Origin of the sequence: Streptomyces sp. NBC_01431 (genome assembly GCF_036231355.1) — a bacterium.
In the GTDB taxonomy this organism is placed as follows: Bacteria; Actinomycetota; Actinomycetes; order Streptomycetales; family Streptomycetaceae; genus Streptomyces.
Window position 1 is genome coordinate 4,847,239 of sequence record NZ_CP109496.1, and the last position, 23,147, is coordinate 4,870,385.

The window sequence follows — 23,147 nt, forward strand, 5'->3', positions numbered from 1 at the left end:
ATGCTCGCCGCCGTCGACCATGTACAGCTCGCCGCCCCGCCGGGCAGTGAGCCGCAGTTGAGAACGTATTACGAAGAGGTGCTCGGCATGACCGAGATCCCCAAGCCCCCGGTGCTTGCGGCCCGTGGCGGCTGCTGGTTCCAGTACGGCCCGGTCCAGCTCCACGTGGGCATCGAAGAGGACTTCCGCCCGGCCAGGAAGGCCCATCCCGGGCTGCGCGTGATCGCGATCGAGGCGTACGCGCGCAGGCTGCGCGAACGCGGCGCGCAGGTCGTCTGGGACGACAACCTCCCGGGACACCGGCGGTTCTACTCCGAGGACCCGGTGGGCAACCGGCTGGAGTTCCTGGAGCCGGTGGCGGGGTGAACGCGGGAGTGCCCCGCTCCCTTCGCGAGGAAGGGAGCGGGGCACTGCGCGTGCTGCCGAAGATCCGCCGGCCTGCTGCCGGGGGCCTAGTAGATGCCGTTGTACGTGTTCCAGCCGGCGCCCAGGCTCACGCGCTCCTTGAAGGTGCCCGTGCCGTTGGCGTCGTAGCGCCAGGCGGTGCCCGAGCCGTCGACGCCGATCACGTCGGCGCGGCCGTCACCGGTCATGTCGCCCGGGACCGCCAGCTTGTTGTAGCCGTTCCAGCCGCCGCCGAGGTCGATGCGGTTGCCGAAGCCGGGCGTGGACTTGCCCGGGTACATGAACAGGTGGCCGTTGTCGTCCCGGGCCAGCAGGTCCGCGATGCCGTCGCCGTTGACGTCGCCGGCGCCGACGAGCTTGTTGAACCCGTTCCAGCCCGCGCCCAGGTCGACGCGGTTGTAGAACCCGGTGCCCAGGCCGTTACCGGGGTACAGGTACAGGTGCCCGTTGGTGCCGCGCGCCAGCAGGTCGCCGTTGCCCTCACCGGTGAGGTCGCCGACCCCGGCGAGCGCGTTGAAGGAGTCCCAGCCGGCGCCGAGGTCGCTGTCCCCGATGTGGAGGTGCCCGTCGGGGTCGACCACGAGCAGGGTGCCCCAGCGGTCGCTGGTGATCAGCGAGGAGGTGTAGGTGAGGGCGCTCGCCGGAGCACCGGTCCAGTCGCCCGCGCTGCCGAGCAGCCTGCGGTCGGCGAAGGTGCCGTCGCCCTTGGCCCAGTAGTAGTAGAGCGAGCCGTGGGCGCCGTCGAGCGCCATCATGTCGGCCTTGCCGTAGGACGGGTTGCCGCCGCTGTTGGCCAGCGTCGCCGCGCTCCAGCCGCCGCCCATCTTCGAGCGGTCGCTGAGGCCGCCCCTGGTGTTGGGGGCGTAGAACCACAGGGTGCCGGAGGCGTCGCGCGCCACGAGGTCGGCGTAGCCCGAGGTGTCGTCGACGCTGATGATCTGGCTGTAGATGCCCCAGCCGAAACCGATCTTGACCGGGTCCTTCAGCGGGGCTGCGGCGTTGCCGGAGCCCGGGTAGAAGTACAGGTCGCCGCCGGGCGTGCGGGCCACGACGTCGGCGATGCCGTCGGCGTTCATGTCACTGGCGCCGACGAGCTGGTCGTAGATGCCCCAGCCGCTGCCGATCTTGATCCGGTCGCCGAACGGGCTGCCGGTGACCGAGCCGGTTCCCGGGTACAGGTACAGGTCGCCCGACGGCGTACGGGCCATCAGGTCGGGCTTGCCGTCGCCGGTGACATCACCGGGGGAGAACAGCTTGTTATAGGCGTTCCAGCCGCCGCTCGACCAGGACAGCGAGCCCGTGCTGACCGAGAGGCTGTCATTGCCCTGCGCGTCCTTGACGGGCGTGCCCGAAAGCCCGCTGTAGAGCGAGAGCTGGCCGGCCGGTGACAGGACGAGCATTTCCGGGTTGCCGTCGCCGTCGAGGTCGCCGGGCTCGATCAGGTCCTTGAAGGCACCGTAGTTGTTGGGCACCTCGGGGTTCTGCGTGAACTTCCAGGGCTCCAGGTAGAGCCGGTCGTTCGACTCCCGTACGAGAAGGTCGCTCCGGCCGTCCTTGTCCAGGTCGAAGCGGGGCTTCGAGGGCACGGCCGACGTGCCGGCATAGGCGGACTTGCGCTGCGGGAGCTTCGCCGACGGCTGGCCGGCGGGCTTAGCGGGCTTGGCCACCGAGGGCGGGGTGGCGGGCCGGGTGTCGGCCGAAGCCGGGCCGGCGAGCAGCATGCCCGCCGACAGGACGAGGGCGGTGCAGGCCGCGAGGCGGCTCGCGCGCTTGGTGCGCACTGCGGACAAGATTCCCCCCATGGGAATAAACGATTGGAGCCGGGGAGAACGGGTTCGCTGCGTATTCGTCGTCGCATGGGCGCGCGGAAATGAGGCGCGGCACAGACCGTGGCGGCACAAGGGGCCGACGCGGATCGGGGCACGCGAGGAATGGCGAAAATCCCCCCCGGGATGGTGTGTGAAGACTACCGCCGATTCTTGTGCGGTTGAAGTGAAAATTACGGCCGATGTGCAACCGCTGTGCGAACGGTATGAGACGGGTATGTCCGGGAATCAGCTTTTGCGATGCCCGATCAGCCGCGGTTTCGCCTCAAGTCCGTCCAAACCGTGCCAGGCCAGATTCACCAGGTGTGCCGCGACTTCCGCCTTCTTCGGCTTGCGGACGTCCAGCCACCACTGCCCGGTCAGCGCCACCATCCCGACCAGTGCCTGCGCGTACAACGGCGCCAGTTTGGCATCGAAACCGCGGGCCTTGAACTCCAGGCCCAGAATGTCCTCGACCTGAGTCGCGATGTCGGAGATGAGTGACGCGAAGGTGCCGGTCGACTGGGCGACGGGGGAATCGCGCACCAGAATGCGGAATCCGTCCGTATTCGTCTCGATGTAGTCGAGCAGGGCGAATGCGGCCTGCTCCAGGAGTTCTCGCGGGTGGCCCGCGGTGAGGGCGCCCGTCACGAGGTCGAGAAGCGACCGCATTTCCCGGTCCACGACGACCGCGTACAAACCCTCCTTGCCGCCGAAGTGCTCGTACACCACCGGCTTGGAGACCCCGGCCTTCGCCGCGATCTCCTCGACCGAGGTCCCCTCGAACCCGCGCTCCGCGAAGAGCGTGCGACCGATGTCCAGCAATTGCTCCCGGCGCTCGGCCCCGGTCATCCGGGTCCGCCGGGCCCGCCTCGGCTTCTCGGCCGGGGCGGACCCCGATGAGGAGCGGGAAGAAGCCGCAGCTGCGGAGCGGGAGGAACCAGTGGTGCTGGTGGTGCTGGAGTCGGTCGCCACGTCGTCCATCATGCCGCCTCGGCGGCCTCGTCCTTGCGCCGGGAGGGAGAGCCCTCGTTCCGCTTGGAGTCGAGACGGGCCGCGCTCGGCCAGCGCACGTCGTACGCCAGACCCAGCTGCTCGCACCAGCGGATGATGCGGGCGCTGGAGTCGAGCTGCCCGCGCAGCACGCCGTGCCGCGCCGACGTCGGGTCCGCGTGATGCAGGTTGTGCCAGGACTCGCCGCACGACAGCACCGCAAGCCACCACACGTTTCCGCTGCGGTCACGGGACTTGAAGGGACGCTTGCCCACCGCGTGGCAGATCGAGTTGATCGACCACGTCACATGGTGCAGCAGCGCCACCCGCACCAGCGAGCCCCAGAAGAACGCCGTGAACGCGCCCCACCACGACCAGGTGACCAGACCGCCGACCAGCGGTGGAATCGTCAGCGACAGAGCCGTCCACAGGACGAAGTCCCGCGAGATCCGCCGGATCGCCGGATCGGCGAGCAGATCCGGCGCGTACTTGTCCTGCGGAGTCTGCTCCTCGTCGAACATCCAGGCGATGTGCGCCCACCACAGCCCCTTCATCAGGGCCGGCAGCGTCTCGCCGAAACGCCACGGCGAATGCGGATCGCCCTCGGCGTCCGAGAACTTGTGGTGCCGGCGGTGGTCGGCCACCCAGCGCACCAGTGGCCCTTCCACCGCCATCGAACCCGCCACGGCCAGCGCGATGCGCAGCGGCCGCTTCGCCTTGAACGAACCATGCGTGAAATAGCGGTGGAAACCGATCGTGACGCCGTGGCAGCCCAGGTAGTACATGAAGACCAGCAGGCCCACATCGAGCCAGCTGAGCCCCCAGCCCCAGGCCAGCGGCACCGCCGCGAGGAGAGCCGCGAACGGTACGACGATGAAGAACAACAGGGCGATCTGTTCGATGGAGCGTTTGCTCTCGCCACCGAGCGTCGCGGGCGGCTGGGGAGGTCCGTCCGGCGACTTGAGCAGATCGGGAGATGTGGTCATGGGGAGTACCCCCGGCAGGGTGAGGTAAACGAGCGGAGTCGCCTGGCTACGGGTCCGTAACCTACGGCAACGTAAGTATGGCAGCGCCGTGACGCGGGACAAGAGCCCGTGGACGGCGGGGCGTGGACGGACACCTATCCTGGGTGTCGTCGGACAGCGCGGTCCGCAGCCTCCAGTACCCCTCCAGACGTGCTCAAACACTGCAAGGAGCCGCACCTGTGAGCAGTGCCGACCAGACTCCCGCCGCCAGCAACGAGCTGCGCGCCGACATCCGCCGACTGGGTGACCTCCTGGGCGAGACCCTCGTCCGACAGGAGGGCCCCGAGCTCCTGGAGCTCGTCGAGCGGGTCCGCGCCCTCACCCGGACCGACGGCGAAGCCGCCGCCGAGCTGCTCGGCGGCACCGAAGTGGAGACCGCCGCCAAGCTGGTGCGCGCCTTCTCCACCTACTTCCACCTCGCGAACGTGACCGAGCAGGTCCACCGGGGCCGCGAACTGCGCGCCCACCGCGCCACCGAAGGCTCCCTGCTCGCCCGGACCGCCGACATGCTCAAGGACGGCGACCCCGAACACGTCCGCCAGAGTGTCAAGAACCTCAACGTGCGGCCGGTCTTCACCGCCCACCCCACCGAGGCCGCCCGGCGCTCCGTCCTCAACAAGCTGCGCCGCATCGCCGAACTCCTCGAAACCCCGGTCATCGAGTCCGACCGCCGCCGCCTGGACCTGCGGCTGGCCGAGAACATCGACCTGATCTGGCAGACCGACGAGCTCCGCGTCGTACGCCCCGAACCGGCCGACGAGGCCCGCAACGCCATCTACTACCTGGACGAGCTCCACGCGGGCGCCGTCGGCGACGTCCTCGAAGACCTCGCCGCCGAACTGGAGCGGGTCGGCATCGATCTGCCCGCCGGCACCCGCCCCCTCACCTTCGGTACCTGGATCGGCGGCGACCGCGACGGCAACCCCAACGTCACACCCGCCGTGACCTGGGACGTTCTGATCCTCCAGCACGAGCACGGCATCAACGACGCGCTCGACATGATCGACCACCTGCGCGGACTGCTCTCCAACTCCATCCGGTACGCCGGCGCCACCGAAGAGCTGCTCTCCTCGCTCCAGGCCGACCTCGAAGCGCTGCCCGAGATCAGCCCCCGCTACAAGCGCCTCAACGCCGAGGAGCCCTACCGCCTCAAGGCGACCGCGATCCGCCAGAAGCTCGTCCACACCAAGGACCGCCTCGCCAACGGCACCCCCCACCAGGTGGGCCGCGACTACCTCGGCACGGCCGAACTGCTCGCCGACCTCACCCTGATCCAGACCTCCCTGCGCGAGCACCGCGGCGCCCTGTTCGCCGACGGCCGCATGGACCGTACGATCCGGACCCTGGCCGCGTTCGGCCTCCAGCTCGCCACCATGGACGTCCGCGAACACGCCGACGCCCACCACCACGCGCTCGGCCAGCTCTTCGACCGGCTCGGCGAGGAGTCCTGGCGCTACCAGGACATGCCGCGCGACTACCGGCAAAAGCTCCTCGCCAAGGAACTCCGCTCGCGTCGCCCGCTCGCCCCCACCCCCGCCCCGCTGGACGCGGCCGGACACAAGACCCTCGGCGTCTTCAACACCATCACCGAAGCCTTCGAGCGGTTCGGCCCCGAGGTCATCGAGTCGTACATCATCTCGATGTGCCAGGGCGCCGACGACGTGTTCGCCGCGGCGGTGCTGGCCCGTGAGGCCGGCCTCATCGACCTGCACGGCGGCTGGGCCAAGATCGGCATCGTGCCGCTCCTGGAGACCACCGACGAGCTGCGCGCCGCCGACGTCATCCTCGACGACATGCTCGCCGACCCCTCCTACCGGCGCCTGGTGTCGCTGCGCGGCGACGTCCAGGAAGTCATGCTGGGCTACTCCGACTCCTCCAAGTTCGGCGGCATCACCACCAGCCAGTGGGAGATCCACCGCGCCCAGCGCCGGCTGCGCGACGTCGCCCACCGCTACGGCGTGCGCCTTCGCCTCTTCCACGGCCGCGGCGGCACCGTCGGCCGCGGCGGCGGCCCCTCCCACGACGCCATCCTCGCCCAGCCCTGGGGCACCCTGGAGGGCGAGATCAAGGTGACCGAGCAGGGCGAGGTCATCTCCGACAAGTACCTCATCCCGTCCCTGGCCAGGGAGAACCTCGAACTCACCGTCGCGGCCACCCTCCAGGCCTCCGCCCTGCACACCGCGCCCCGCCAGTCCGACGAGGCGCTGGCCCGCTGGGACGCGGCGATGGACACGGTCTCCGAGGCGGCCCACGGCGCGTACCGCAAGCTGGTCGAGGACCCTGACCTGCCCGCGTACTTCTTCGCCTCCACCCCCGTCGACCAGCTCGCCGAACTGCACCTCGGCTCGCGGCCCTCGCGCCGCCCGGACTCGGGTGCGGGCCTGGACGGGCTGCGCGCGATCCCCTGGGTGTTCGGCTGGACCCAGTCCAGGCAGATCGTGCCCGGCTGGTACGGAGTGGGCTCGGGGCTGCGCGCCCTGCGCGAGGCCGGGCTCGACACCGTGCTCGACGAGATGAGCGAACGCTGGCACTTCTTCCAGAACTTCATCTCCAACGTCGAGATGACGCTCGCGAAGACCGATCTGCGGATCGCCCGCCACTACGTCGACACCCTCGTCCCCGACGAGCTCAAGCACGTCTTCGCCGACATCGAGGCCGAGCACGAGCTGACGGTGCGGGAGGTCCTGCGGGTCACCGGGCGCTCGGAGCTGCTCGGGGCGCATCCGGTGCTCCAGCAGACCTTCGCGATCCGTGACGCCTACCTGGACCCGATCTCGTATCTCCAGGTCGCGCTGCTCGCGCGGCAGCGGTCGGCGGCCGATCGGGGCGAGGCCCCCGATCCGCTGCTGTCGCGGGCACTGCTGCTCACCGTGAACGGTGTGGCCGCGGGGCTGCGCAACACCGGCTGACCCTTCCCCACCCCGCCCCTTCCCGAGCCCCTCCGGGGGAACGGGAGGGGGCGCGGTGCTTCTGGGGCTCCGCCCCGGCAGCCACGCGACGAGCCGCGCACGGCCTGCGGACGAAGGCGGGGCCGCAGCGCTACAGCGCGATGAACGCCGCCGCCATCGCGGCCGCCCCCACCAGCCCCGTCGCCCACGCCGTGCGCGGCATCCGCAGGCCGCCGCCGATGATCAGGGCCGCCAGCAGCAGTGCGCCGGCCAGGGGAAGCCAGGCGTACAGAACGCCCGCCGTGTCGCTGCGCACCGCCTCGTCCGTGCCCGGTTTGACGACCACCGCCAGCTGCTCGCCGCGCCGCGCCGCGACCGACTCGGTGATCGTCATGTGGGAGTGCGGCGCCGAGCCCGCCGAGGGCTGGTAGCGGCCGGTGCACAGGTCGTCCGCGCACCCCGTCACCGCCAGCGTCCCGTGGTCGCGGCCCTTCGCCAGGAGCACGTGCTGGGCGGTGCCCCACGACGACCAGAACCCGGCGGCCAGGAGCAGCGCGGCGACCAGGGCCATCGCGGTCCGCCGCACAAACAGCAGGAAGGTTCGGCTCCGCTTCGTCATGGGGCGCGATCCTGGCGGGTCCGGATGCGCTCGGTCAACCTCAAGCCAACGGTTGGGGAGGGCTTGTCAGGAGTTGTACGTCGACTGGGCCCGCTCCAGGCCCTCGATGACCAGCGCCTCCACCGCGTCCGCCGCCCGGTCCACCAAGTAACCCAGCTCCTTGCGCTCCGCCGAGGAGAAGTCCTTCAGAACGAAGTCCGCCACCTGCATCCGGCCCGGCGGGCGCCCGATGCCGAACCGCACCCGGTGGTAGTCCGCCCCCAGCGACTTGGTGATCGACTTCAGACCGTTGTGCCCGTTGTCCCCACCGCCCAGCTTCAGCCTCAACACCCCGTAGTCGATGTCCAGTTCGTCATGGACGGCGACGATGTTGGCGACCGGGACCTTGTAGAAGTCACGCAGCGCCGTCACCGGGCCGCCCGACAGGTTCATGTACGACATCGGCTTCGCGAGCACCACCCGCCGGTTGAAGGGGCCGGGCGGACCGATCCGCCCCTCCACCACCTGCGCCCGCGACTTGTGCGCCTTGAACCTCCCGCCGATGCGCTCCGCGAGCAGATCGGCCACCATGAACCCGACGTTGTGCCGGTTCGCGGCGTACTCCGGACCCGGATTGCCCAGGCCCACGATCAGCCAGGGGGCGTTCGCGTCGGTCGTCATGTCGGTCGCCATGGGGGCTGCGTCTCCTCAGTTGCGTACACAGGAAAACGGGGCGGCGGGCCAAGTGTGGCCCGCCGCCCCGTCGAAGTCCGTGCCCGGCACGGAACTCAGGCAGAGCGTGCGGCTCAGGCCTCGGCGCCCTCGGCCTCGGCGTCGGCAGCCGGCTCCTCGGCCTGCGCGGCCAGGATCTGGATGACGACGGCCTCGGGGTCGGTGGCCAGGGTGGTGCCGGACGGCAGCGCGATGTCCTTCGCGAGGATCGCGGCGCCGGCCTCAAGGCCCGCGATGGAGACGGTGACGGAGGTCGGGATGTGGGTGGCCTCGGTCTCGACGGAGAGCGTGTTCAGCACGTTCTCGACCAGGAAGCTGCCCGGGGCCAGGTCGCCCTCGGTCTCCACGGCGACCTCGACGGTGACCTTCTCGCCCTTCTTGACGAGCAGCAGGTCGACGTGGACCAGGTAGCCCTTGATGGCGTCACGCTGGACGGCCTTCGGGATCGCCAGCTCGGTCTTGCCGTCGAGGTCCAGGGACAGCAGGACGTTCGGCGTACGCAGCGCGAGCAGCAGGTCGTGGCCCGGCAGGGTCACGTGGACCGGCTCGGTGCCGTGACCGTAGATGACACCGGGAACCTTGTTCTCACGGCGGATGCTGCGGGCGGCGCCCTTGCCGAAGCTGGAACGGACGTCGGCGGCGAGCTTGACCTCGGACATGTGCACTCCTCGTAGAAGGTGAACCAAAAAATGGTGGTCACCCGGCCACGACTGGCCTGCTACGAAGAGCGCGTCGATAACGGACCGCCGTACCTCAGGTACGGCCTCCCTCGCCGAGCAACTTGCCCAGACTACCCGGCGACCCCGCGACGGCCCAATTGGATCAACGGTGGGCCCACTGGCCGCGTGCCCTTATGAGATCGGCTTCCATAGCCAGTCGCCTATCCTTGCCGGTCATGGACCTGCTGCTGCACCTCAGGTACTTCCGCACCGTCGCCGAGGAACAACACTTCGGCCGCGCCGCCGAACGCCTGCGCGTCGCGCAGCCCTCCCTCTCCCAGCGCATCCAGCGCCTGGAACGCGAACTCGGCGTCCGCCTCTTCGACCGCGGCCGCACCGGCGCCACCCTCACCCCCGCCGGACGCCTCGTCCTCGCCGAGACCGACCCCCTCCTCGACGCCGCCGACCGCCTGCGCACCCTCGTCGGCCGCGTCCAGGGCGGCGCCGCGGGCACCCTGCGCGCCGCCGTCCCACCCCAGCTCGGCGGCGCCACCATCGCCGCCCTCCTCACCGCCTACCGCGACCGCAGCCCCGGCGGCGAACTCGACCTCCGCGAACTCAGCACCGCCGAGCAGACCGCCGAACTCACCGCCGGAACCCTCGATGCCGGCATCGTCCGCCACCCCTGCCCCGCCACCGGCCTCGGCTTCGGCCCCCAACTCCACCAGCCGCTCGGCGCCCTCATCGCCGACGACGACCCCCTCGCCCAGCACCCCGAGATCGACGTACGCCAGCTCAACGGCCGCGAACTCGTCCTCTTCCCCCGCGCGAGCGCCCCCGCCCTCCACGACGAAACCCTCACCGCCTGCACCCGCCACGGCTGCACCCCCACCGCGGTACGCGAAGTCGCCGGCCTCGAATTCACCCGCGCCCTCGTCCTGTCCGGCACCCACGTCACAGCCCTCCTGCCCAAGCCGCCGCCCGAACCCGGCACCACCTGGCGCCCCCTGCACGCCAACCCCCTCACCTGGCGCACCTCCACCGCCTGGCCCGCCGGACGCGACGGACCCGCCGTCCGCCTGTTCACCGAAGCCGCCCACGACGTCCTGCGCGACCACGCCGGACTCATCCCCACCGCCCCCGGGCGGCGCCTGTTCCCCCGCCCCGCATCGGAGTTCCCGCTGTGAACAGCCAGGCACGCGGCCGCATCACCGCCGCCTTCACCGACGCCGGAACCACCGGAGCGCTGCACGCCATCGACATCGACACCGGCGCCGCCCTCTCCCTCGCCGCCGACACCCCCGTCTCCACCGCCAGCGTCCACAAGCTGTGCCTCATCGCCACCCTCTACCGCGAAGCCGCCGCCGGACGCCTCGACCCCACCACCCCCGTCGACATCCCCGCAGCCGGCCGCGCACCCGGACCCACCGGCCTCGCCGTCATGCGCGACGCCGCCCGGCTCTCCCTGCGCGACCTCGCCTCCCTCGCCGTCGCCGTCAGCGACAACGCCGCCGCCGACCTCCTCTGGGCCCACCTCGGCCTCGACACCGTCAACGCCACCATGGCCGCCCTCGGACTGCGCCGCACCATCGCCGTCCACAACCAGGCCGACCTGTACGCCGCGATGGTCGCCGACACCGGAGACACCGGCCCCGCCGCCCTCGTCGAGCCCGCCGCCGTCGCCCGCCTCAGCGTCCTCGACCCCGCCCGCACCAACCGCTCCACCCCCAAGGAGATCGCCACCCTCCTCAGCGCCATCTGGCGCGACGAAGTGTGCGCCGGACCCTGGGGCGAGGAACTCCGCGCCGTCCTCGGCGTCCAGACCTGGAGCCACCGCCTCGCCTCCGGCTTCCCCTACGACGACGTACGCGTCAGCGGCAAGACCGGCACCCTGCCCACGCTGCGCCACGAAGCCGCAGTCGTCGAATACCCCGACGGCGGGCGCTACGCCATCGCCGTCTTCACCCGCGCCGCGTCCACGGCGGCGACGCTCCCGGCGGCCGATGCGGCGGTCGGGCGGGCCGCGCGGATCGCGGTCGACGCACTACGAAGCCGGTCAGGCACCGCATGACCCCGCGCCACCCCCAACCCCGCGCCCGCCCACGGACCGTGGGCGGGCGCTCGCGCAGTTCCCCGCGCCCCTGGCCGGGTTGGTGCCGGGCATGAGGAAGGGCCGCGCCGACGGTGTCGGCGCGGCCCTTCCCAGTACAGCTACTCGCTAGTTCTCCTCGAAGAGACTCGTCACCGAGCCGTCCTCGAAGACCTCGCGCACCGCGCGGGCGATCGACGGAGCGATCGACAGCACCGTGATCTTGTCGAGCTCCAGGTCCGACGGGTCCGGCAACGTGTTCGTGAACACGAACTCGCTCACCTTGGAGTTCTTCAGCCGGTCCGCCGCAGGACCCGACAGGATGCCGTGCGTGGCCGTCACGATGACGTCCTCCGCGCCGTGCGCGAACAGCGCGTCGGCGGCGGCGCAGATCGTGCCACCCGTGTCGATCATGTCGTCGACCAGGACACAGACCCGGCCCTTCACGTCACCGACGACCTCGTGCACCGTCACCGTGTTCGCGACGTCCTTGTCACGGCGCTTGTGCACGATCGCCAGCGGCGCGTCCAGACGGTCGCACCAGCGGTCGGCGACCCGGACCCGGCCCGCGTCCGGCGAGACGATCGTCAGCTTCGAGCGGTCGACCTTCGCGCCCACGTAGTCCGCGAGGACCGGCAGCGCGGTCAGGTGGTCCACCGGACCATCGAAGAAGCCCTGGATCTGGTCCGTGTGCAGATCGACCGTGAGGATGCGGTCCGCACCCGCGGTCTTCAGCAGATCGGCCACCAGCCGCGCCGAGATCGGCTCACGGCCCTTGTGCTTCTTGTCCTGACGGGCATAGCCGTAGGACGGAATGATCACGGTGATGGATCGCGCCGAGGCCCGCTTCAGGGCGTCGATCATGATCAACTGCTCCATGATCCACTTATTGATCGGAGCCGTGTGGCTCTGGATCAGGAAGCAGTCCGCACCACGGGCCGACTCCTGGAAACGAACGTAGATCTCACCGTTCGCGAAGTCGAAGGCCTTCGTCGGCACGAGGCCCACACCCAACTGGTGCGCAACCTCCTCGGCCAGCTCGGGGTGGGCGCGGCCGGAGAAGAGCATCAGCTTCTTCTCGCCGGTCGTCTTGATCCCGGTCACAGCACAGTCTCCTCAGACGTGTTCGATGCTGCTGCGCCCGCGCGGTCCCTGTGCAGCGAGCCAGCCGAATATGTGCACTATCACGGTACGCCGTGAAAGACGCACCCGAATCCGGTCAGATCTCCCCACCCGACTGCTCGGCCGCAGCCTGAGCAGCCTGCGCGGCAGCACTTCCCGGACGCTTACGCTCCACCCAACCCTCGATATTCCGCTGCTGGCCCCGGGCGACGGCCAGCGAACCCGGCGGCACATCCTTCGTGATCACCGACCCCGCAGCGGTATACGCACCGTCCCCCACTGTGACAGGAGCAACAAACATGTTGTCCGACCCCGTCTTGCAGTGTGAGCCGATCGTCGTGTGGTGCTTGGCCTCACCGTCGTAATTCACGAACACACTGGCCGCACCGATGTTCGTGAACTCACCGATCGTCGCGTCCCCCACATACGACAGATGCGGAACCTTCGTCCCCTCACCGATCGTCGCGTTCTTCGTCTCCACATACGTACCGATCTTGGCCTTCACACCAAGCCGCGTACCCGGCCGCAGATAGGCGAACGGACCGACCGTCGCACCGTCCCCGACCTCGGAGTCGTACGACACCGCGTTGTCGACCCGCGCGTCCCTGCCGACAATCGTGTTCGTCAGACGCGAGTTGGGACCCACCTCGGCACCGGAACCCAGACGAGTCGTACCCAGCAGCTGCGTACCCGGAAGCACCACGGCATCCTGCTCGAACGTCACCTGCACATCCACGAACGTCGACGCCGGATCCACCACCGTCACACCCGCGAGCATCGCCCGCTCCAGCAACCGGTCGTTCAACAACCGACGCGCCTGCGCCAACTGCACCCGGTTGTTGATCCCCAGGATCTCCCGGAAATCCGCCGCCAGCGACGCACCCACCCGATGCCCCGCCTCCCGCAGAATCCCCAGCACATCAGTCAGGTACTCCTCACCCTGACTGTTGTCCGTCCGCACCTTGCCCAGCGCATCCGCCAACAGCGCGCCGTCGAACGCGAACACACCCGAATTGATCTCACGGATCGCGCGCTGCGCCTCGCTCGCGTCCTTGTGCTCGACGATCGCGGTGACCGCACCCGAGGCGTCGTCCCGCACGATGCGGCCGTAGCCGGTCGAGTCGGCGACCTCGGCGGTCAGCACGGTGACCGCGTTGCGGTCCGACTCGTGCGTACGGGTCAGCTCCGCCAGCGTCGCGCCGGTCAGCAGCGGGGTGTCGCCGCACACCACGACGACCGTGCCCTCTATGGTCTGGCCCAGCTCCTCCAGCGCCATCCGGACGGCGTGCCCGGTCCCGTTCTGCTCGTACTGGACGGCGGTGCGCACGCCGGCGTCGATCGCGCCGAGGTGGGCCGAGACCTGCTCGCGGGCGTGGCCCACGACCACGACGAGGTGCTCGGGGTCGAGCTCGCGGGCGGCTGCCACGACGTGGCCGACGAGCGAGCGCCCGCAGATCTCGTGCAGAACCTTGGGAGTGGCCGACTTCATGCGGGTGCCCTCACCCGCGGCGAGGACGACGACGGCGGCCGGGCGGGTTGCGCTCACGGAGGTGCCCTTCGGCTTCGGGGGGTGGACACCCGAAGGATACCGGGGGGTTTCGCGGATGAAATCGGGGTGGGGGCGGGGGAAAACACGATGGGTCCTGACTGGGACAGTCAGGACCCGAACCCAATAAGCTCCCCTGCCAGGACTCGAACCTGGAACAAAGCATCCAAAGTGCCACGTGTTGCCGATTACACCACAGGGGATAGCTAACTGGGCCAAATCGGACAGTTTCCTAGTTGGTTCCAGCTGCGGCCCCTACTATGCCGCACCACCACCCTTCGATGCGACGGTACAGATCAGCACTTTGCTGGACATCGATGACGAGGCAACCTCGGTACGTCTCGCCCACGTTCTTGCGGACCGTCTTCGGGTTGTGCCGCTTCAGGGTTGTCTTGCCGAAGAGGGCTACGTCCGCCTGGACGAGATCCGCCCAGTACTGCTCGGCTCCCTGGATGTCGGCCGACTCGTGGATCATGAGGCGGAACTTCAGGTGGTGGGCCTCGACGCCGACCAGGCGCAGCCAGTGCAGGTAGACCGTGATCATGTTGGGGTCGCTGTTCACGAAGGTCACCCGCTCCCTGCGGGTGTGCGGCTTGTCCTTGGTGCCCTCCGCCCAGTAGAGGCCGACGCCGAGCAGGAACAACTCGCGGTCGGTCATGGTGCCGACGTCGGCTGCGGCCTCCTGCTTCGTCATTTGGCGCTGTTCCTCGCGGTGCTGGAGTCTGACTTCCCAGCCGCGCTTGGCGATGGCCGACGCCTCTTCCGGGGTACGGATACGGCCCGGCTTGGGGAGGTCTCGTACCCACAGGGATATCGAGCTCTTCGAGCAGCCGAGCTCCACCTGGATCTGGTCGTACGTCATGCCCTGCGCGCGGAGCTCTCGGGCGCGGTTGCGGAGGTCGTCCTTGGCGTTGGGGCGCTTGGTCCACTCCGGGGCGGGTTCGCCGTTCAGGAGGCGGTTGAGGAGGTCGTTGTTGTCGACGAACAGGCGGTCGCGGATCTGGCGGCGGCTGAGCCCCTCGCGGCGCAGGGCGATCGCCTGCTCGCGCAGGCCCTCGAAGTCGGCGTATTTGCCGGGTGTGTTCGATGTCATACGGACACGCTCGTCCGGAATGCGGATGTCCGCTCGAATAAGCGCTCGATTCACTACATCGTGGGATGAACGCCGGTTCCTGGCGTGTTCGGTGGGATTTCGTGCCGCGTACGTCGGGCGAAAGCCGAAGGAAAATCGTTCGCCCCCGCCCGTAGTCTGGGAGCCATGACCACAACGGGGGCTTACCAGGAAGCCGCGGGGTTGACCTCCCGTGGCTGGTGGTGGTGGGAACGCAGGCGCAGTGCCGTATTGGACGTCCTGCTCGGGGTGTTGTCCGCGCTGGAGTGCGCGGTGGAGGGCGTGGGTTTCGCCAGGGACGCCGGGCTGCCCGTGCCGGCCGGGGTGCTGCTCGGGCTGGTGTCGGGGGCTTCGCTGGTGGCGCGGCGTCGGTGGCCGATCGCCGTGGTGCTGATTTCGATCGCGGTGACGCCGGCCAGCATGGGTTTCATGCTGAGCGTGGTGGGTCTGTACACGCTGGCCGCTTCGGAGGTGCCGCGCCGGATCACGGCGGCGCTTGCGGGGATGTCGGGGGCGGGGACGTTCATCGTGACGTTCGTGCGGATGCATCAGAGCGTGGCGCGGGGTGATTACGACCCGGGGCGTTGGTACGTGCCGCTGGTGTCGGTGGTGATGTCGTTCGGGATCACGGGTCCGCCGCTTTTGTACGGGCTCTATATAGGGGCGCGGCGCCGGTTGATGGAGTCATTGCGGGAGCGGGCGGATTCGTTGGAGCGGGAGCTTTCGCTGCTCGCGGACCGGGCCGAGGAGCGGGCGGAGTGGGCGCGTACGGAGGAGCGGACGCGGATCGCCCGGGAGATGCATGACGTGGTGGCGCACCGGGTGTCGTTGATGGTGGTGCATGCGGCGGCGTTGCAGGCGGTGGCGCGCAAGGATCCGGAGAAGGCCGTCAAGAACGCGGCTCTGGTTGGTGACATGGGGCGCCAGGCGTTGACGGAGTTGCGGGAGATGCTCGGGGTGTTGCGGGCGGATCCTGTGGCGGTGCGGGTGGAGCCGGTGCCTCTGGTCGCGGTGGCGGTGGCGGCGGCCGCTGCTGCGGCGGCCGCGGAGGAGGGTCCGTGTCTGGCGGATGTGGAGGCGTTGGTGGGGCAGTCCCGGGAGGCCGGGATGGTGGTGGAGCTGATGGTGCAGGGGGAGGCGCGGGGGTATGACGCGCTGGTGGAGCAGACGGCGTACCGGGTGATCCAGGAGGCGCTGACCAATGTGCACAAGCATGCGGCGGGCGCGAAGGTGATGGTGCGTCTGGCGCATAGGGAGGCCGAGGTGGCGATGCAGGTGGAGAACGGGCCTGCGGACGGTGTCACGGCGGATGCGGGGTTGCCCAGTGGTGGCAACGGTCTGGTGGGGATGCGGGAGCGGGTGACGGCGCTCGGCGGGGTGTTCGTGTCGGGGGCGACGGATGCGGGTGGGTTCCGGGTGTCGGCGGTGCTGCCGGACCGGGCGTCGGTGGTCTCGTAGCCCCCTGCTGGGGCTCCGTCCCAGACCCCGGGGTGTTTTCACACCCGCCCGCCCGTGCGAGGGGTTGGATGGTTCAGCTTTTGGGGCTCCACCCCAGCCCTCTGAGGGGGTGCCCAGCCTGAACGGCGCTCGCCCTCAACCCCCGGACAGGCCGAGCCCACCGTGCGGCCCGGCACCGACTCTGCCAGGGGCGCGGGGAACTGGGCGTGAGGCGACCGCGGCTCGCACCCGAAGGCGGTGTTGGGGGCGCGGGGAACTGGGCGTGAGGCGACCGCGGCTCGCACCCGAAGGCGGTGTTGGGGGCGCGGGGAACTGCGCGAGAGGCGACCGCGGTCCGCACCCGACGGCCGGATTGGGGGCACGGTCCGCACCCGAAGGCCGAGTTGGGAGCGGGCCGCACCCGAAGGCAGGGCGCGGGGCCTGGGCGGGCGGCCCGGTCAGGCTGAGGTGAGGCGGATGGGCTGGGTGCCGGTGATGAGGGTGTTGAGCGCGTGGTCGATGTCGGACCCGAGGTACCAGTCGCCGGTGTGGTCGAGCGCGTAGACGCGACCTTCGGCGTCGATGGCGAGAACGGCTTGGTGGTCGCCTTCTTCGCCGAGGGGCGCGATGTCGGTTTCGAGGGCGCGGCCGAGGTCGGCGAGGGTGCGGGCGAGGTGGAGGCCCGCGAGGGGGTCGAAGCGCAGGGCGGCGGGGGCGTTGCGGCGGCCGGGGCCGGGTGCCGTGAGGTTGAGGCCGCCGAATTCGGCCCAGGCTTCGACGGCGGCGGGGAAGACGGTGTGGCGGTGGCCGGCGGGTGAGGTGTGGCCGCGCAGGACGTCGGCCCAGGCTTCGGCCTGGCGGATGTCCCAGCGGCCGGGTTGCCAGCCGGCGGTGCGCAGGGCGGCGTCGACGGGGACGGGGAAGCGGGTGGTGGAGACGTCCGGCATCGGCCGCGGCCTTTCCGTGTGGGGGCTGGCTCTTTCAGGGTTCGGCGGGGTTGGGCTTTTAGGGTTCGACGCTGCGTACCCCGAAGTGGGCGAGCAGCACGGTGCAGGAGCGGCAGGGTGGCGCATAGCTGCCGTGGAGGGGGTCGCCGTCTTCGCGGATGCGGCGGGCGGTGAGTTTGGCGTGTTTGAGGGCGCGGCGGGCTTCGCCGTGGGTGAGCGGTTTGCGCTGGGCGCGTTTGGAGCGGGTGGTCTCGACGCTGGTCAGGTGTCGGGAGAGCAGGATCGCTTCGGGGCAGCGGCCGGTGAAGCGTTCGCGTTGGCCGCTGGTGAGGGTGTCGAGGTAGTCCTGCACGAGGGGGTGCAGGACGGGGGGCTGTTCGCCCTTTCCGGCGGTGCAGGTGAGGGTTTCGCCGCGGACGGAGAGTGCGGCGGCAACGGCGGGGAGGATGCCGTCGCGGCGGTGGCGCAGTAAGGGCGCGGTAGTGGTGGTGCTCCACCTGAGGCGTGGATCGCCCGGTGTCTCACTTATCGCGTTTGTGGCGGATGTTTCGCCTGGTGCGGTGTGCATGGTGCTGTGTCCCTCCCACTGCCCGCGGCTGTAGCCGCACGTGTCAGCGCCCCCGAGTTGCGGGGACAGCCTGCCAAATGCGGCCGCCGGTACGGAAGCTGGGGCGTGGAAACCCGCGCGTCGCAGGCGCAGGGTGATGCGGGTGTGACGGTTGGTGATCGATGTGCGGGGCCGGTCGTGGGTATTGCCCCACCGCATAGTCTGGTCCTCATTAGCCAGACGCCAGCACGCAGCAGGGGGCAACCGCCATGACGACAGGTCGGCTCGGGCAGCATGCCGCGCCACCGAACGCGGCCTATGCCGGGCAGGTCGTGCATTTCCCGGACCCGGTCCGGGCATCCCGGCATCCCAGAGGGGTGCGGATGGATGAGAACGGCTTCCCGGATTTCTCGGCGTACGCCCGTGCGGCGGCGGAGATCGCGGAGCCGCCCGAGGGTTTCGGGGTGGACGAGCTCCGGTTGACCGACTACGTGTCGGCGAACGCGGCGTTGTCGGCCGCGGGCCACGAGCTGTGGGACACGATCGGTCCGGTGGCGACTCCGCACGGCTGGACCTGGCACCACGTGCCGGGTGGCCGGCGTCTTGAGCTGGTGCCGGTCGAGGTGAAGGCGCTGTTGCGTCATTACGGCGGTCTGGCGACGGCGCCGGTCGAGCACGACAAGCGCGGTACGCGTCCGTTGCAGGAGACGCGGCCGGCGCATTTCGGTCTGCCGAAGGGTTCGGTGTCGGTGTCGGAGTCCCAACTCCTGGGTGTGGAGGAGGACTTGGGGTACCGGCTGCCGGGTGCCTACCGTTCGTTCCTGAAGGCCGCGGGCGGGTGTGCCCCGGTGGGCGCGGCGCTCGACGCGGAGCTGGGGCTGCTGGTGGACCAGCCGTTCTTCACGGTGCGTGAGGAGGCGGCGGTCAATGATCTGGTGTACGTCAACAAGTGTCTGCGGGACCATCTCACCAAGGACTACCTGGGTGTCGCCTTCGTGCAGGGCGGTCTGCTCGCGGTGAAGGTGAGGGGGTCGGCGACCGGTTCGGTGTGGTTCTGCGCGTACGACGACGCACGGGACCGGGACGGGCTGAGCGTGGCCGAGCGGGTGGAGCAGTTGCTGCTGCCGTGCGGCGACGACTTCGACGGGTTCCTGGCGCGTCTGGCGGGCAATCCGCCGGAGCTGGAGACGGTGGCGAACCTGATGGTGGACGGTGGCTTCGCGCGTGCCGTCGAGACGACCTCGGTAGGGGAGTGAGCCGGCCGATGGTGACTTTCGCTCAGGCGCAGGAGCGCGCGGACGAGTGGATCAACGGCGATGTGCCCGCGTATCAGCACCGGGAGGTGCGGGTGCGGGAGTTCGAGCTGGGTTTCGTGGTGTGGGCCGAGGACCGGGAGAACGGTCCTTCGGGCGGTGGCGGGGCGCAGCGGCTGGTGATCGCCCGGGACAGTGGTGAGGCGACGTTGTGGCCGGGTCTGCCGGTGGGTGAGGTGATCCGCCGGTACGAGGAGGAGTACGGGGTGCCCGAGGACGCGCCGCCGGTGCCCGAGGCTCCGGCGCGGGTTGATCTGAACCAGACGTCGTTCCTGCTGAGTCCGCCGGAGTGGCTTCAGGAGGCGGCGGACAAGCTGGGGATCCCGGACCGGCGGCGCGAGAGCGCTGCGGCGTCGGGCGGGGCCGGGGGTGCGGCCGCGCCTTCGGCGTCCGTGCCGTCCGCTTCCTCGCCCGCGGCGCCGGTCGCCGGTGGTTCCGGCGGGACGGCGTGGCCCGCGCCCGCCGCCGCGCAGGGGACGCCTGCCGGGGGTACGCCTTGGGCGGGTACGGACACCAACGCCGGTTCGGAGGACGGTTCGGTTCCGTTGCCCGCGACGGTGTTCGCGCCGTCGCTTTCGGGTTCGGACGAGGACGACGCGCCGCCGCCGAGGGCGCTGCCGGAGGCCAAGACCGCGTTGATCGCGGGTGGCAGCCAGTTGCCGCCGACGGCGCTCGCGCCGGCGCTCGACCCGCAGGGCGGGCCGGTGCCGGGTGGGCCCGCGGCCGGTGCGCCCGCGGCTGCCGCGCCCGCCGGGTCCGCGGGTCCCGCCGGGGCTCCGGGGGAGATCGCGGATGCCTCCACCAGCAAGGCGGTGGGGCCGCCGCCGGGTGTGGGGGCTCAGCGGGGCGCGGGTTCGACGACTCCGCCGCCGGTTGCGCCGGGTACGCCCGGCGCGCGGCCGCCCGCCGCGCCGCTGCCGGGTTCGACGCCGCCGCCGGGTGCGCCGGCCGGTGGTTACCTGCCGACGCAACTGGTGTCGCACCTGGGCCCCGGGGGCCCGCAGCCGCCCGCTTCGCCGACGCCGCCGCCCTCGCAGGGCGGGGTCCACCATGCGGCGACGATGTTCGCCGACCCGAGTCAGATGGGTCCGGGTGGCCCTGGTGCTCCGGGTGCGCCGATGCCTCCCGGTACGCCTGGTGCTCCGGGTGGTCCGGGAGCTCCGGGTGCGCCCATGCCGCCTGGCGCTCCGGGAGCCCCCGGTGCTCCGGTGCCGCCGGGGCCTCCTGGTTCGCCGGGTACGCCGCCCGGTGGTGTGCATCAGGCCGCCACGATGTTGGCGGGGCCCGCGCAGATGGGTCCTGGTGGTCCGGGTGCTCCGATGCCTCCCGGTCCGCCGGGTGCTCCGGGCGCGCCTGGTGCTCCGATGCCTCCGGGTCCGCCTGGTGCTCCGGGTGCTCCGGGTGCGCCGATGCCGCCCGGTCCGCAGGGAGCCCCGGGTGCGCCGATGCCTCCGGGTCCGCCCGGAGCCCCCGGTGCGCCGATGCCTCCGGGGCCTCCTGGTTCGCCTGGTTCGCCGGGTGCGCCGCCCGGTGGTGTGCATCAGGCCGCCACGATGTTGGCGGGGCCCGCGCAGATGGGTCCTGGTGGTCCGGGTGCTCCGATGCCTCCCGGTCCGCCCGGTATGCCGCCGGGTGGGCCCGTACCGCAGGCGCAGCCGCCCGCGTACGGCTATCCGCAGCAGCCCCCGACCGGGCTGCCGACGGTCGGTCCGGGGTATCAGGCCGTGCTGCGCTACCGGGCGCCCGACGGGTCCGAGCAGCAGCTCATCCGGCGTTCGGCGCCCGGCACTCCGCATCCGGAGTGGCAGATCTTCCATGAGCTGCGGGCGATGAACGTGCCCGCGGACCATGTCCTGGAGCTGCACACGGAGTTGGAGTCGTGCGAGCTGCCGGGCGGTTACTGTGCGCGGATGATCCGCGAGCAGTGGCCGCAGGTGCGGATCACGAACGTGGCTCCGTACGGCAAGGACCATGCCTCGCGCCGTCAGGGCGTCCAGCATCTGCTCACCCACCAGGGCGAGTTGGCGCAGGTCGCCGACGGTCCTGCCAGGCCGCAGCCGGTGCGGGCGCCGCTGGGTCCGGTGCAGCCGGTGCCGCCGCTGCCGCCGGAGGGTGTGGCGCACGAGCTGGCGGGTGCGTTCGGTCCGCAGGGCGTGTTCCGTTTCGATCAGCGGGCGGTGTCGCGTCAGGGTGTGCCGGAGGCCGTGGCGGTGACGCTGGTGTGGGCGGGTCTGCCGGTGGACTTCGGGCCGTTCTTCTGGGCGCAGGCCGTGCCCGGTCAGCCGGTGCCGACCCTGGCGGAGCTCGCGCAGCAGCGCGGTGTGCAGCCGGCCGCGGACGCGGGTTCGTACCTGGTGATGGGCTCGGACTTCGGGCGGGCGATCTGTGTCCAGTACGGGACCGCGAACATCGTGGCGGTGCCGGTGGAGGCGGGGCCGGGCGGTCAGTCGGTGCCGCCGCAGTTCGTGAACTCGGGGCTGCCGGAGTTCGTACGGTCGCTCGCGCTGCTCGGCCGGATGTGGCGGCTGCGGTTCGGGCTGAACCCCGAGCAGGCGGGGCGCTGGACGGTCGATTTCCAGTCGCAGCTCGCGGCGCTCGACCCGGCGGCGCTGGCGTCGCCGGAGAGCTGGTGGTCGGTGCTGCTCGAACAGATGTGGGACGGGCTGCTCTGACGTCTGCCCGTTGATGGGGCCGGGGCGCTTGCCGTGTGATCGCGGTGGGCGCCCCGGTCGTTTCCGGGCGCGATCGCGCGTTCTGATGCGGGTGGGCGCATCCTTGAGCGTGGCGGCTGGGCGGAGTGTCGCGGTATGGGCAGTTCGCTTCGGCCGCCGGATTGCCGGGGCGCCGGGTTGCCGGTCGTGGGCGCGGGAGAAGGGGCTTGAGGGATGAGCGCAGCATCGATGCCGCCGTTCGGGGCGGCCCGGGGTCGCGGCTACCGCCCCGAGCAGGTCGACCGTGTGCTCGCCGGGCTCGGGCGGGAGCGGGACGCGGCCCGGGAGCGGGCGGAGCAACTCGGCTCGCTGGTGGGGGAGTTGGAGGCCGAGCTGGCCGGGCTGCGTGAGCGGGTCGCCGGGCTCGCCCCGCAGACGTACGAGGACCTGGGAAGCCAGGCCGGGGCGCTGTTCGCGCTGGTGGTGGAGGAGGCCGAGGAGGTGCGGGCCGCGGCCGTGGAGGATTCGGCGGCTGCGGCGCGGGCCGCCGAGGAGGCGGGGCGAGCGGCCAAGGACGCGGCGCGGGCGCACGCCGAGGCGGTGCTCGCCGATGCCGAGGCGTACGCCCGGCAGGTGCTGCACACCGCGCGCGCCGAGGCGGACGAGCTGCGGCGTGCGGCCGGCGCCGATGCCGAGGAGCAGCGGGCGCAGGCGGTGGCCGAACTGGACGGGACGCGTCGGCGCTGCGAGGCGGTGCTGGCCGGGCAGGAGCGGGAGCAGGCGGAGACGTTGGAGGCAGCCGAGCGTGAACTGGCCTCCTCCGAGGCCGAGTTGACGAACCGTCACGATGAGCTGCTGGGCGTCGCCGAGGGTCGCCTGGACGAGGCGCGCCGTGCGTATGCGGAGACCGAGGAGAACGCCCGCCACGGCCAGGAGGACGCGGAGGCGCGCGGCGCCGAACTGCTGGCGCGGGCGCGGGTGGACGAGGAACGGATCGCCCGCGAGACGGAGCGGGTCCTGCGGGAACACACCGAGGCGTCCGAGGAGGTGCGGGCCCACTTGGCCCACGTGAGGGCGAGCCTGGCAGCACTGACGGGCCGAAGCACACCAGAGGACTGAACGCACCGGGCGGGCTGTGCGAAGCGGTGATGCCGGGCGCCGGGTGCGATGCGGTGGTGCCGGGTTCGCCCACCGCTGGGCGTGCGGGGCAGGGGGGGGGTGCTGCGTAACCGCGTTGGCTCCTGCGGCCTGGCGCAATGGCCTCGTCCGCTCATCGCCG

General features: G+C 70.9%; 19 protein-coding genes and 1 tRNA gene. 8 read left to right on the forward strand and 12 right to left on the reverse strand.

What is annotated here, in order from left to right; translation table 11 throughout:
* Entirely contained in the window at positions 1-366 is a 366-nt protein-coding gene (locus tag OG522_RS22365; RefSeq protein ID WP_329464780.1) for a VOC family protein, read from the forward strand.
* A gap of 86 nt (positions 367-452) precedes the next feature.
* On the opposite strand, the gene OG522_RS22370 is transcribed toward OG522_RS22365, so the two are convergent.
* The 3 genes from OG522_RS22370 to OG522_RS22380 form a co-directional block, all read right to left on the reverse strand.
* Positions 453-2,186 carry an FG-GAP-like repeat-containing protein gene (locus OG522_RS22370; protein ID WP_329464781.1) on the reverse strand — a complete coding sequence of 578 codons (1,734 nt, stop codon included), beginning with the start codon at positions 2,184-2,186 and terminating at the stop codon, positions 453-455.
* Positions 2,187-2,459: 273 nt separating this feature from the next.
* A complete protein-coding gene (locus OG522_RS22375) occupies positions 2,460-3,197 on the reverse strand; it encodes a TetR/AcrR family transcriptional regulator (RefSeq protein WP_329464782.1) in 738 nt (245 codons plus the stop codon).
* A complete protein-coding gene (locus OG522_RS22380) occupies positions 3,194-4,189 on the reverse strand; it encodes an acyl-CoA desaturase (RefSeq protein WP_329464783.1) in 996 nt (331 codons plus the stop codon). The genes OG522_RS22375 and OG522_RS22380 overlap by 4 nt, the downstream gene beginning before the upstream one ends.
* A 218-nt stretch (positions 4,190-4,407) precedes the next feature.
* On the opposite strand from OG522_RS22380, the gene ppc reads away from it, so the two are divergent.
* Entirely contained in the window at positions 4,408-7,137 is a 2,730-nt protein-coding gene (gene ppc, locus OG522_RS22385; protein ID WP_329464784.1) for a phosphoenolpyruvate carboxylase, read from the forward strand.
* A gap of 130 nt (positions 7,138-7,267) precedes the next feature.
* Here ppc and OG522_RS22390 read toward each other — a convergent pair whose 3' ends face one another.
* The 3 genes from OG522_RS22390 to OG522_RS22400 form a co-directional block, all read right to left on the reverse strand.
* Positions 7,268-7,735 carry a hypothetical protein gene (locus OG522_RS22390; RefSeq protein WP_329464785.1) on the reverse strand — a complete coding sequence of 156 codons (468 nt, stop codon included), beginning with the start codon at positions 7,733-7,735 and terminating at the stop codon, positions 7,268-7,270.
* A gap of 66 nt (positions 7,736-7,801) precedes the next feature.
* Positions 7,802-8,395: an aminoacyl-tRNA hydrolase gene (gene pth, locus OG522_RS22395; RefSeq protein WP_329467685.1), complete on the reverse strand. Its 594-nt coding sequence runs from the start codon at positions 8,393-8,395 to the stop codon at positions 7,802-7,804.
* A 125-nt stretch (positions 8,396-8,520) separates the two neighbouring features.
* Positions 8,521-9,105, reverse strand: a complete 585-nt coding sequence (locus OG522_RS22400; protein WP_329464786.1) for a 50S ribosomal protein L25/general stress protein Ctc — start codon at positions 9,103-9,105, stop codon at positions 8,521-8,523.
* A gap of 236 nt (positions 9,106-9,341) precedes the next feature.
* On the opposite strand from OG522_RS22400, the gene OG522_RS22405 reads away from it, so the two are divergent.
* Both OG522_RS22405 and OG522_RS22410 read left to right on the forward strand, forming a co-directional pair.
* On the forward strand, positions 9,342-10,292 hold the full coding sequence (locus OG522_RS22405) for a LysR family transcriptional regulator (RefSeq protein ID WP_329464787.1): 951 nt from the start codon (positions 9,342-9,344) through the stop codon (positions 10,290-10,292).
* Entirely contained in the window at positions 10,289-11,176 is an 888-nt protein-coding gene (locus OG522_RS22410) for a serine hydrolase (RefSeq protein ID WP_329464788.1), read from the forward strand. The genes OG522_RS22405 and OG522_RS22410 overlap by 4 nt, the downstream gene beginning before the upstream one ends.
* A gap of 147 nt (positions 11,177-11,323) precedes the next feature.
* On the opposite strand, the gene OG522_RS22415 is transcribed toward OG522_RS22410, so the two are convergent.
* The 4 genes from OG522_RS22415 to OG522_RS22430 all read right to left on the reverse strand — a co-directional run bounded on the left by OG522_RS22415 (position 11,324) and on the right by OG522_RS22430 (position 14,955).
* Positions 11,324-12,298 (reverse strand): ribose-phosphate diphosphokinase, encoded by a 975-nt coding sequence (locus tag OG522_RS22415; protein WP_114039280.1) that lies wholly within the window; start codon positions 12,296-12,298, stop codon positions 11,324-11,326.
* A 115-nt stretch (positions 12,299-12,413) separates the two neighbouring features.
* On the reverse strand, positions 12,414-13,862 hold the full coding sequence (gene glmU, locus OG522_RS22420; RefSeq protein ID WP_329464789.1) for a bifunctional UDP-N-acetylglucosamine diphosphorylase/glucosamine-1-phosphate N-acetyltransferase GlmU: 1,449 nt from the start codon (positions 13,860-13,862) through the stop codon (positions 12,414-12,416).
* A 131-nt stretch (positions 13,863-13,993) separates the two neighbouring features.
* A tRNA-Gln gene (locus OG522_RS22425) sits at positions 13,994-14,065 on the reverse strand.
* A gap of 29 nt (positions 14,066-14,094) precedes the next feature.
* Positions 14,095-14,955: a hypothetical protein gene (locus tag OG522_RS22430; RefSeq protein ID WP_329464790.1), complete on the reverse strand. Its 861-nt coding sequence runs from the start codon at positions 14,953-14,955 to the stop codon at positions 14,095-14,097.
* Between the two features lie 165 nt (positions 14,956-15,120).
* Here OG522_RS22430 and OG522_RS22435 point away from each other — a divergent pair, with 165 nt between their 5' ends.
* Positions 15,121-16,431, forward strand: coding sequence for a sensor histidine kinase (locus tag OG522_RS22435; RefSeq protein WP_329464791.1), 1,311 nt, complete (start codon positions 15,121-15,123; stop codon positions 16,429-16,431).
* 437 nt (positions 16,432-16,868) lie between these two features.
* On the opposite strand, the gene OG522_RS22440 is transcribed toward OG522_RS22435, so the two are convergent.
* Together OG522_RS22440 and OG522_RS22445 are read right to left on the reverse strand one after the other, a co-directional pair.
* A complete protein-coding gene (locus OG522_RS22440; protein ID WP_329464792.1) occupies positions 16,869-17,357 on the reverse strand; it encodes an SUKH-3 domain-containing protein in 489 nt (162 codons plus the stop codon).
* 58 nt (positions 17,358-17,415) lie between these two features.
* Complete coding sequence (locus OG522_RS22445; protein ID WP_329464793.1) at positions 17,416-17,925, reverse strand: YwqJ-related putative deaminase; 510 nt, start codon at positions 17,923-17,925, stop codon at positions 17,416-17,418.
* Between the two features lie 248 nt (positions 17,926-18,173).
* Here OG522_RS22445 and OG522_RS22450 point away from each other — a divergent pair, with 248 nt between their 5' ends.
* The 3 genes from OG522_RS22450 (at position 18,174) to OG522_RS22460 (ending at position 22,987) form a co-directional block, all read left to right on the forward strand.
* On the forward strand, positions 18,174-19,160 hold the full coding sequence (locus tag OG522_RS22450) for an SMI1/KNR4 family protein (RefSeq protein WP_329464794.1): 987 nt from the start codon (positions 18,174-18,176) through the stop codon (positions 19,158-19,160).
* Positions 19,161-19,168: 8 nt separating this feature from the next.
* Positions 19,169-21,889: an SUKH-4 family immunity protein gene (locus OG522_RS22455; RefSeq protein WP_329464795.1), complete on the forward strand. Its 2,721-nt coding sequence runs from the start codon at positions 19,169-19,171 to the stop codon at positions 21,887-21,889.
* Between the two features lie 213 nt (positions 21,890-22,102).
* The gene (locus OG522_RS22460; RefSeq protein WP_329464796.1) at positions 22,103-22,987 is read left to right on the forward strand and encodes a cellulose-binding protein; all 885 of its coding nucleotides are present in this window, start codon (positions 22,103-22,105) and stop codon (positions 22,985-22,987) included.
* The last annotated feature ends 160 nt before the right edge of the window (positions 22,988-23,147 follow it).

Excerpts from the sequence above, each read along its gene's own strand:
- OG522_RS22390 (WP_329464785.1), bottom strand. The coding sequence starts at position 7,735 with ATGACGAAGCGGAGCCGAACCTTCCTGCTGTTTGTGCGGCGGACCGCG.
- OG522_RS22440 (WP_329464792.1), bottom strand. The coding sequence starts at position 17,357 with ATGCCGGACGTCTCCACCACCCGCTTCCCCGTCCCCGTCGACGCCGCC.
- OG522_RS22365 (WP_329464780.1), top strand. The coding sequence starts at position 1 with ATGCTCGCCGCCGTCGACCATGTACAGCTCGCCGCCCCGCCGGGCAGT.
- OG522_RS22375 (WP_329464782.1), bottom strand. The coding sequence starts at position 3,197 with ATGATGGACGACGTGGCGACCGACTCCAGCACCACCAGCACCACTGGT.
- OG522_RS22450 (WP_329464794.1), top strand. The coding sequence starts at position 18,174 with ATGACGACAGGTCGGCTCGGGCAGCATGCCGCGCCACCGAACGCGGCC.
- OG522_RS22400 (WP_329464786.1), bottom strand. The coding sequence starts at position 9,105 with ATGTCCGAGGTCAAGCTCGCCGCCGACGTCCGTTCCAGCTTCGGCAAG.
- OG522_RS22445 (WP_329464793.1), bottom strand. The coding sequence starts at position 17,925 with ATGCACACCGCACCAGGCGAAACATCCGCCACAAACGCGATAAGTGAG.
- OG522_RS22460 (WP_329464796.1), top strand. The coding sequence starts at position 22,103 with ATGAGCGCAGCATCGATGCCGCCGTTCGGGGCGGCCCGGGGTCGCGGC.
- OG522_RS22435 (WP_329464791.1), top strand. The coding sequence starts at position 15,121 with ATGACCACAACGGGGGCTTACCAGGAAGCCGCGGGGTTGACCTCCCGT.
- OG522_RS22405 (WP_329464787.1), top strand. The coding sequence starts at position 9,342 with ATGGACCTGCTGCTGCACCTCAGGTACTTCCGCACCGTCGCCGAGGAA.
- OG522_RS22455 (WP_329464795.1), top strand. The coding sequence starts at position 19,169 with ATGGTGACTTTCGCTCAGGCGCAGGAGCGCGCGGACGAGTGGATCAAC.
- pth (WP_329467685.1), bottom strand. The coding sequence starts at position 8,395 with ATGACGACCGACGCGAACGCCCCCTGGCTGATCGTGGGCCTGGGCAAT.
- OG522_RS22380 (WP_329464783.1), bottom strand. The coding sequence starts at position 4,189 with ATGACCACATCTCCCGATCTGCTCAAGTCGCCGGACGGACCTCCCCAG.
- OG522_RS22430 (WP_329464790.1), bottom strand. The coding sequence starts at position 14,955 with ATGACATCGAACACACCCGGCAAATACGCCGACTTCGAGGGCCTGCGC.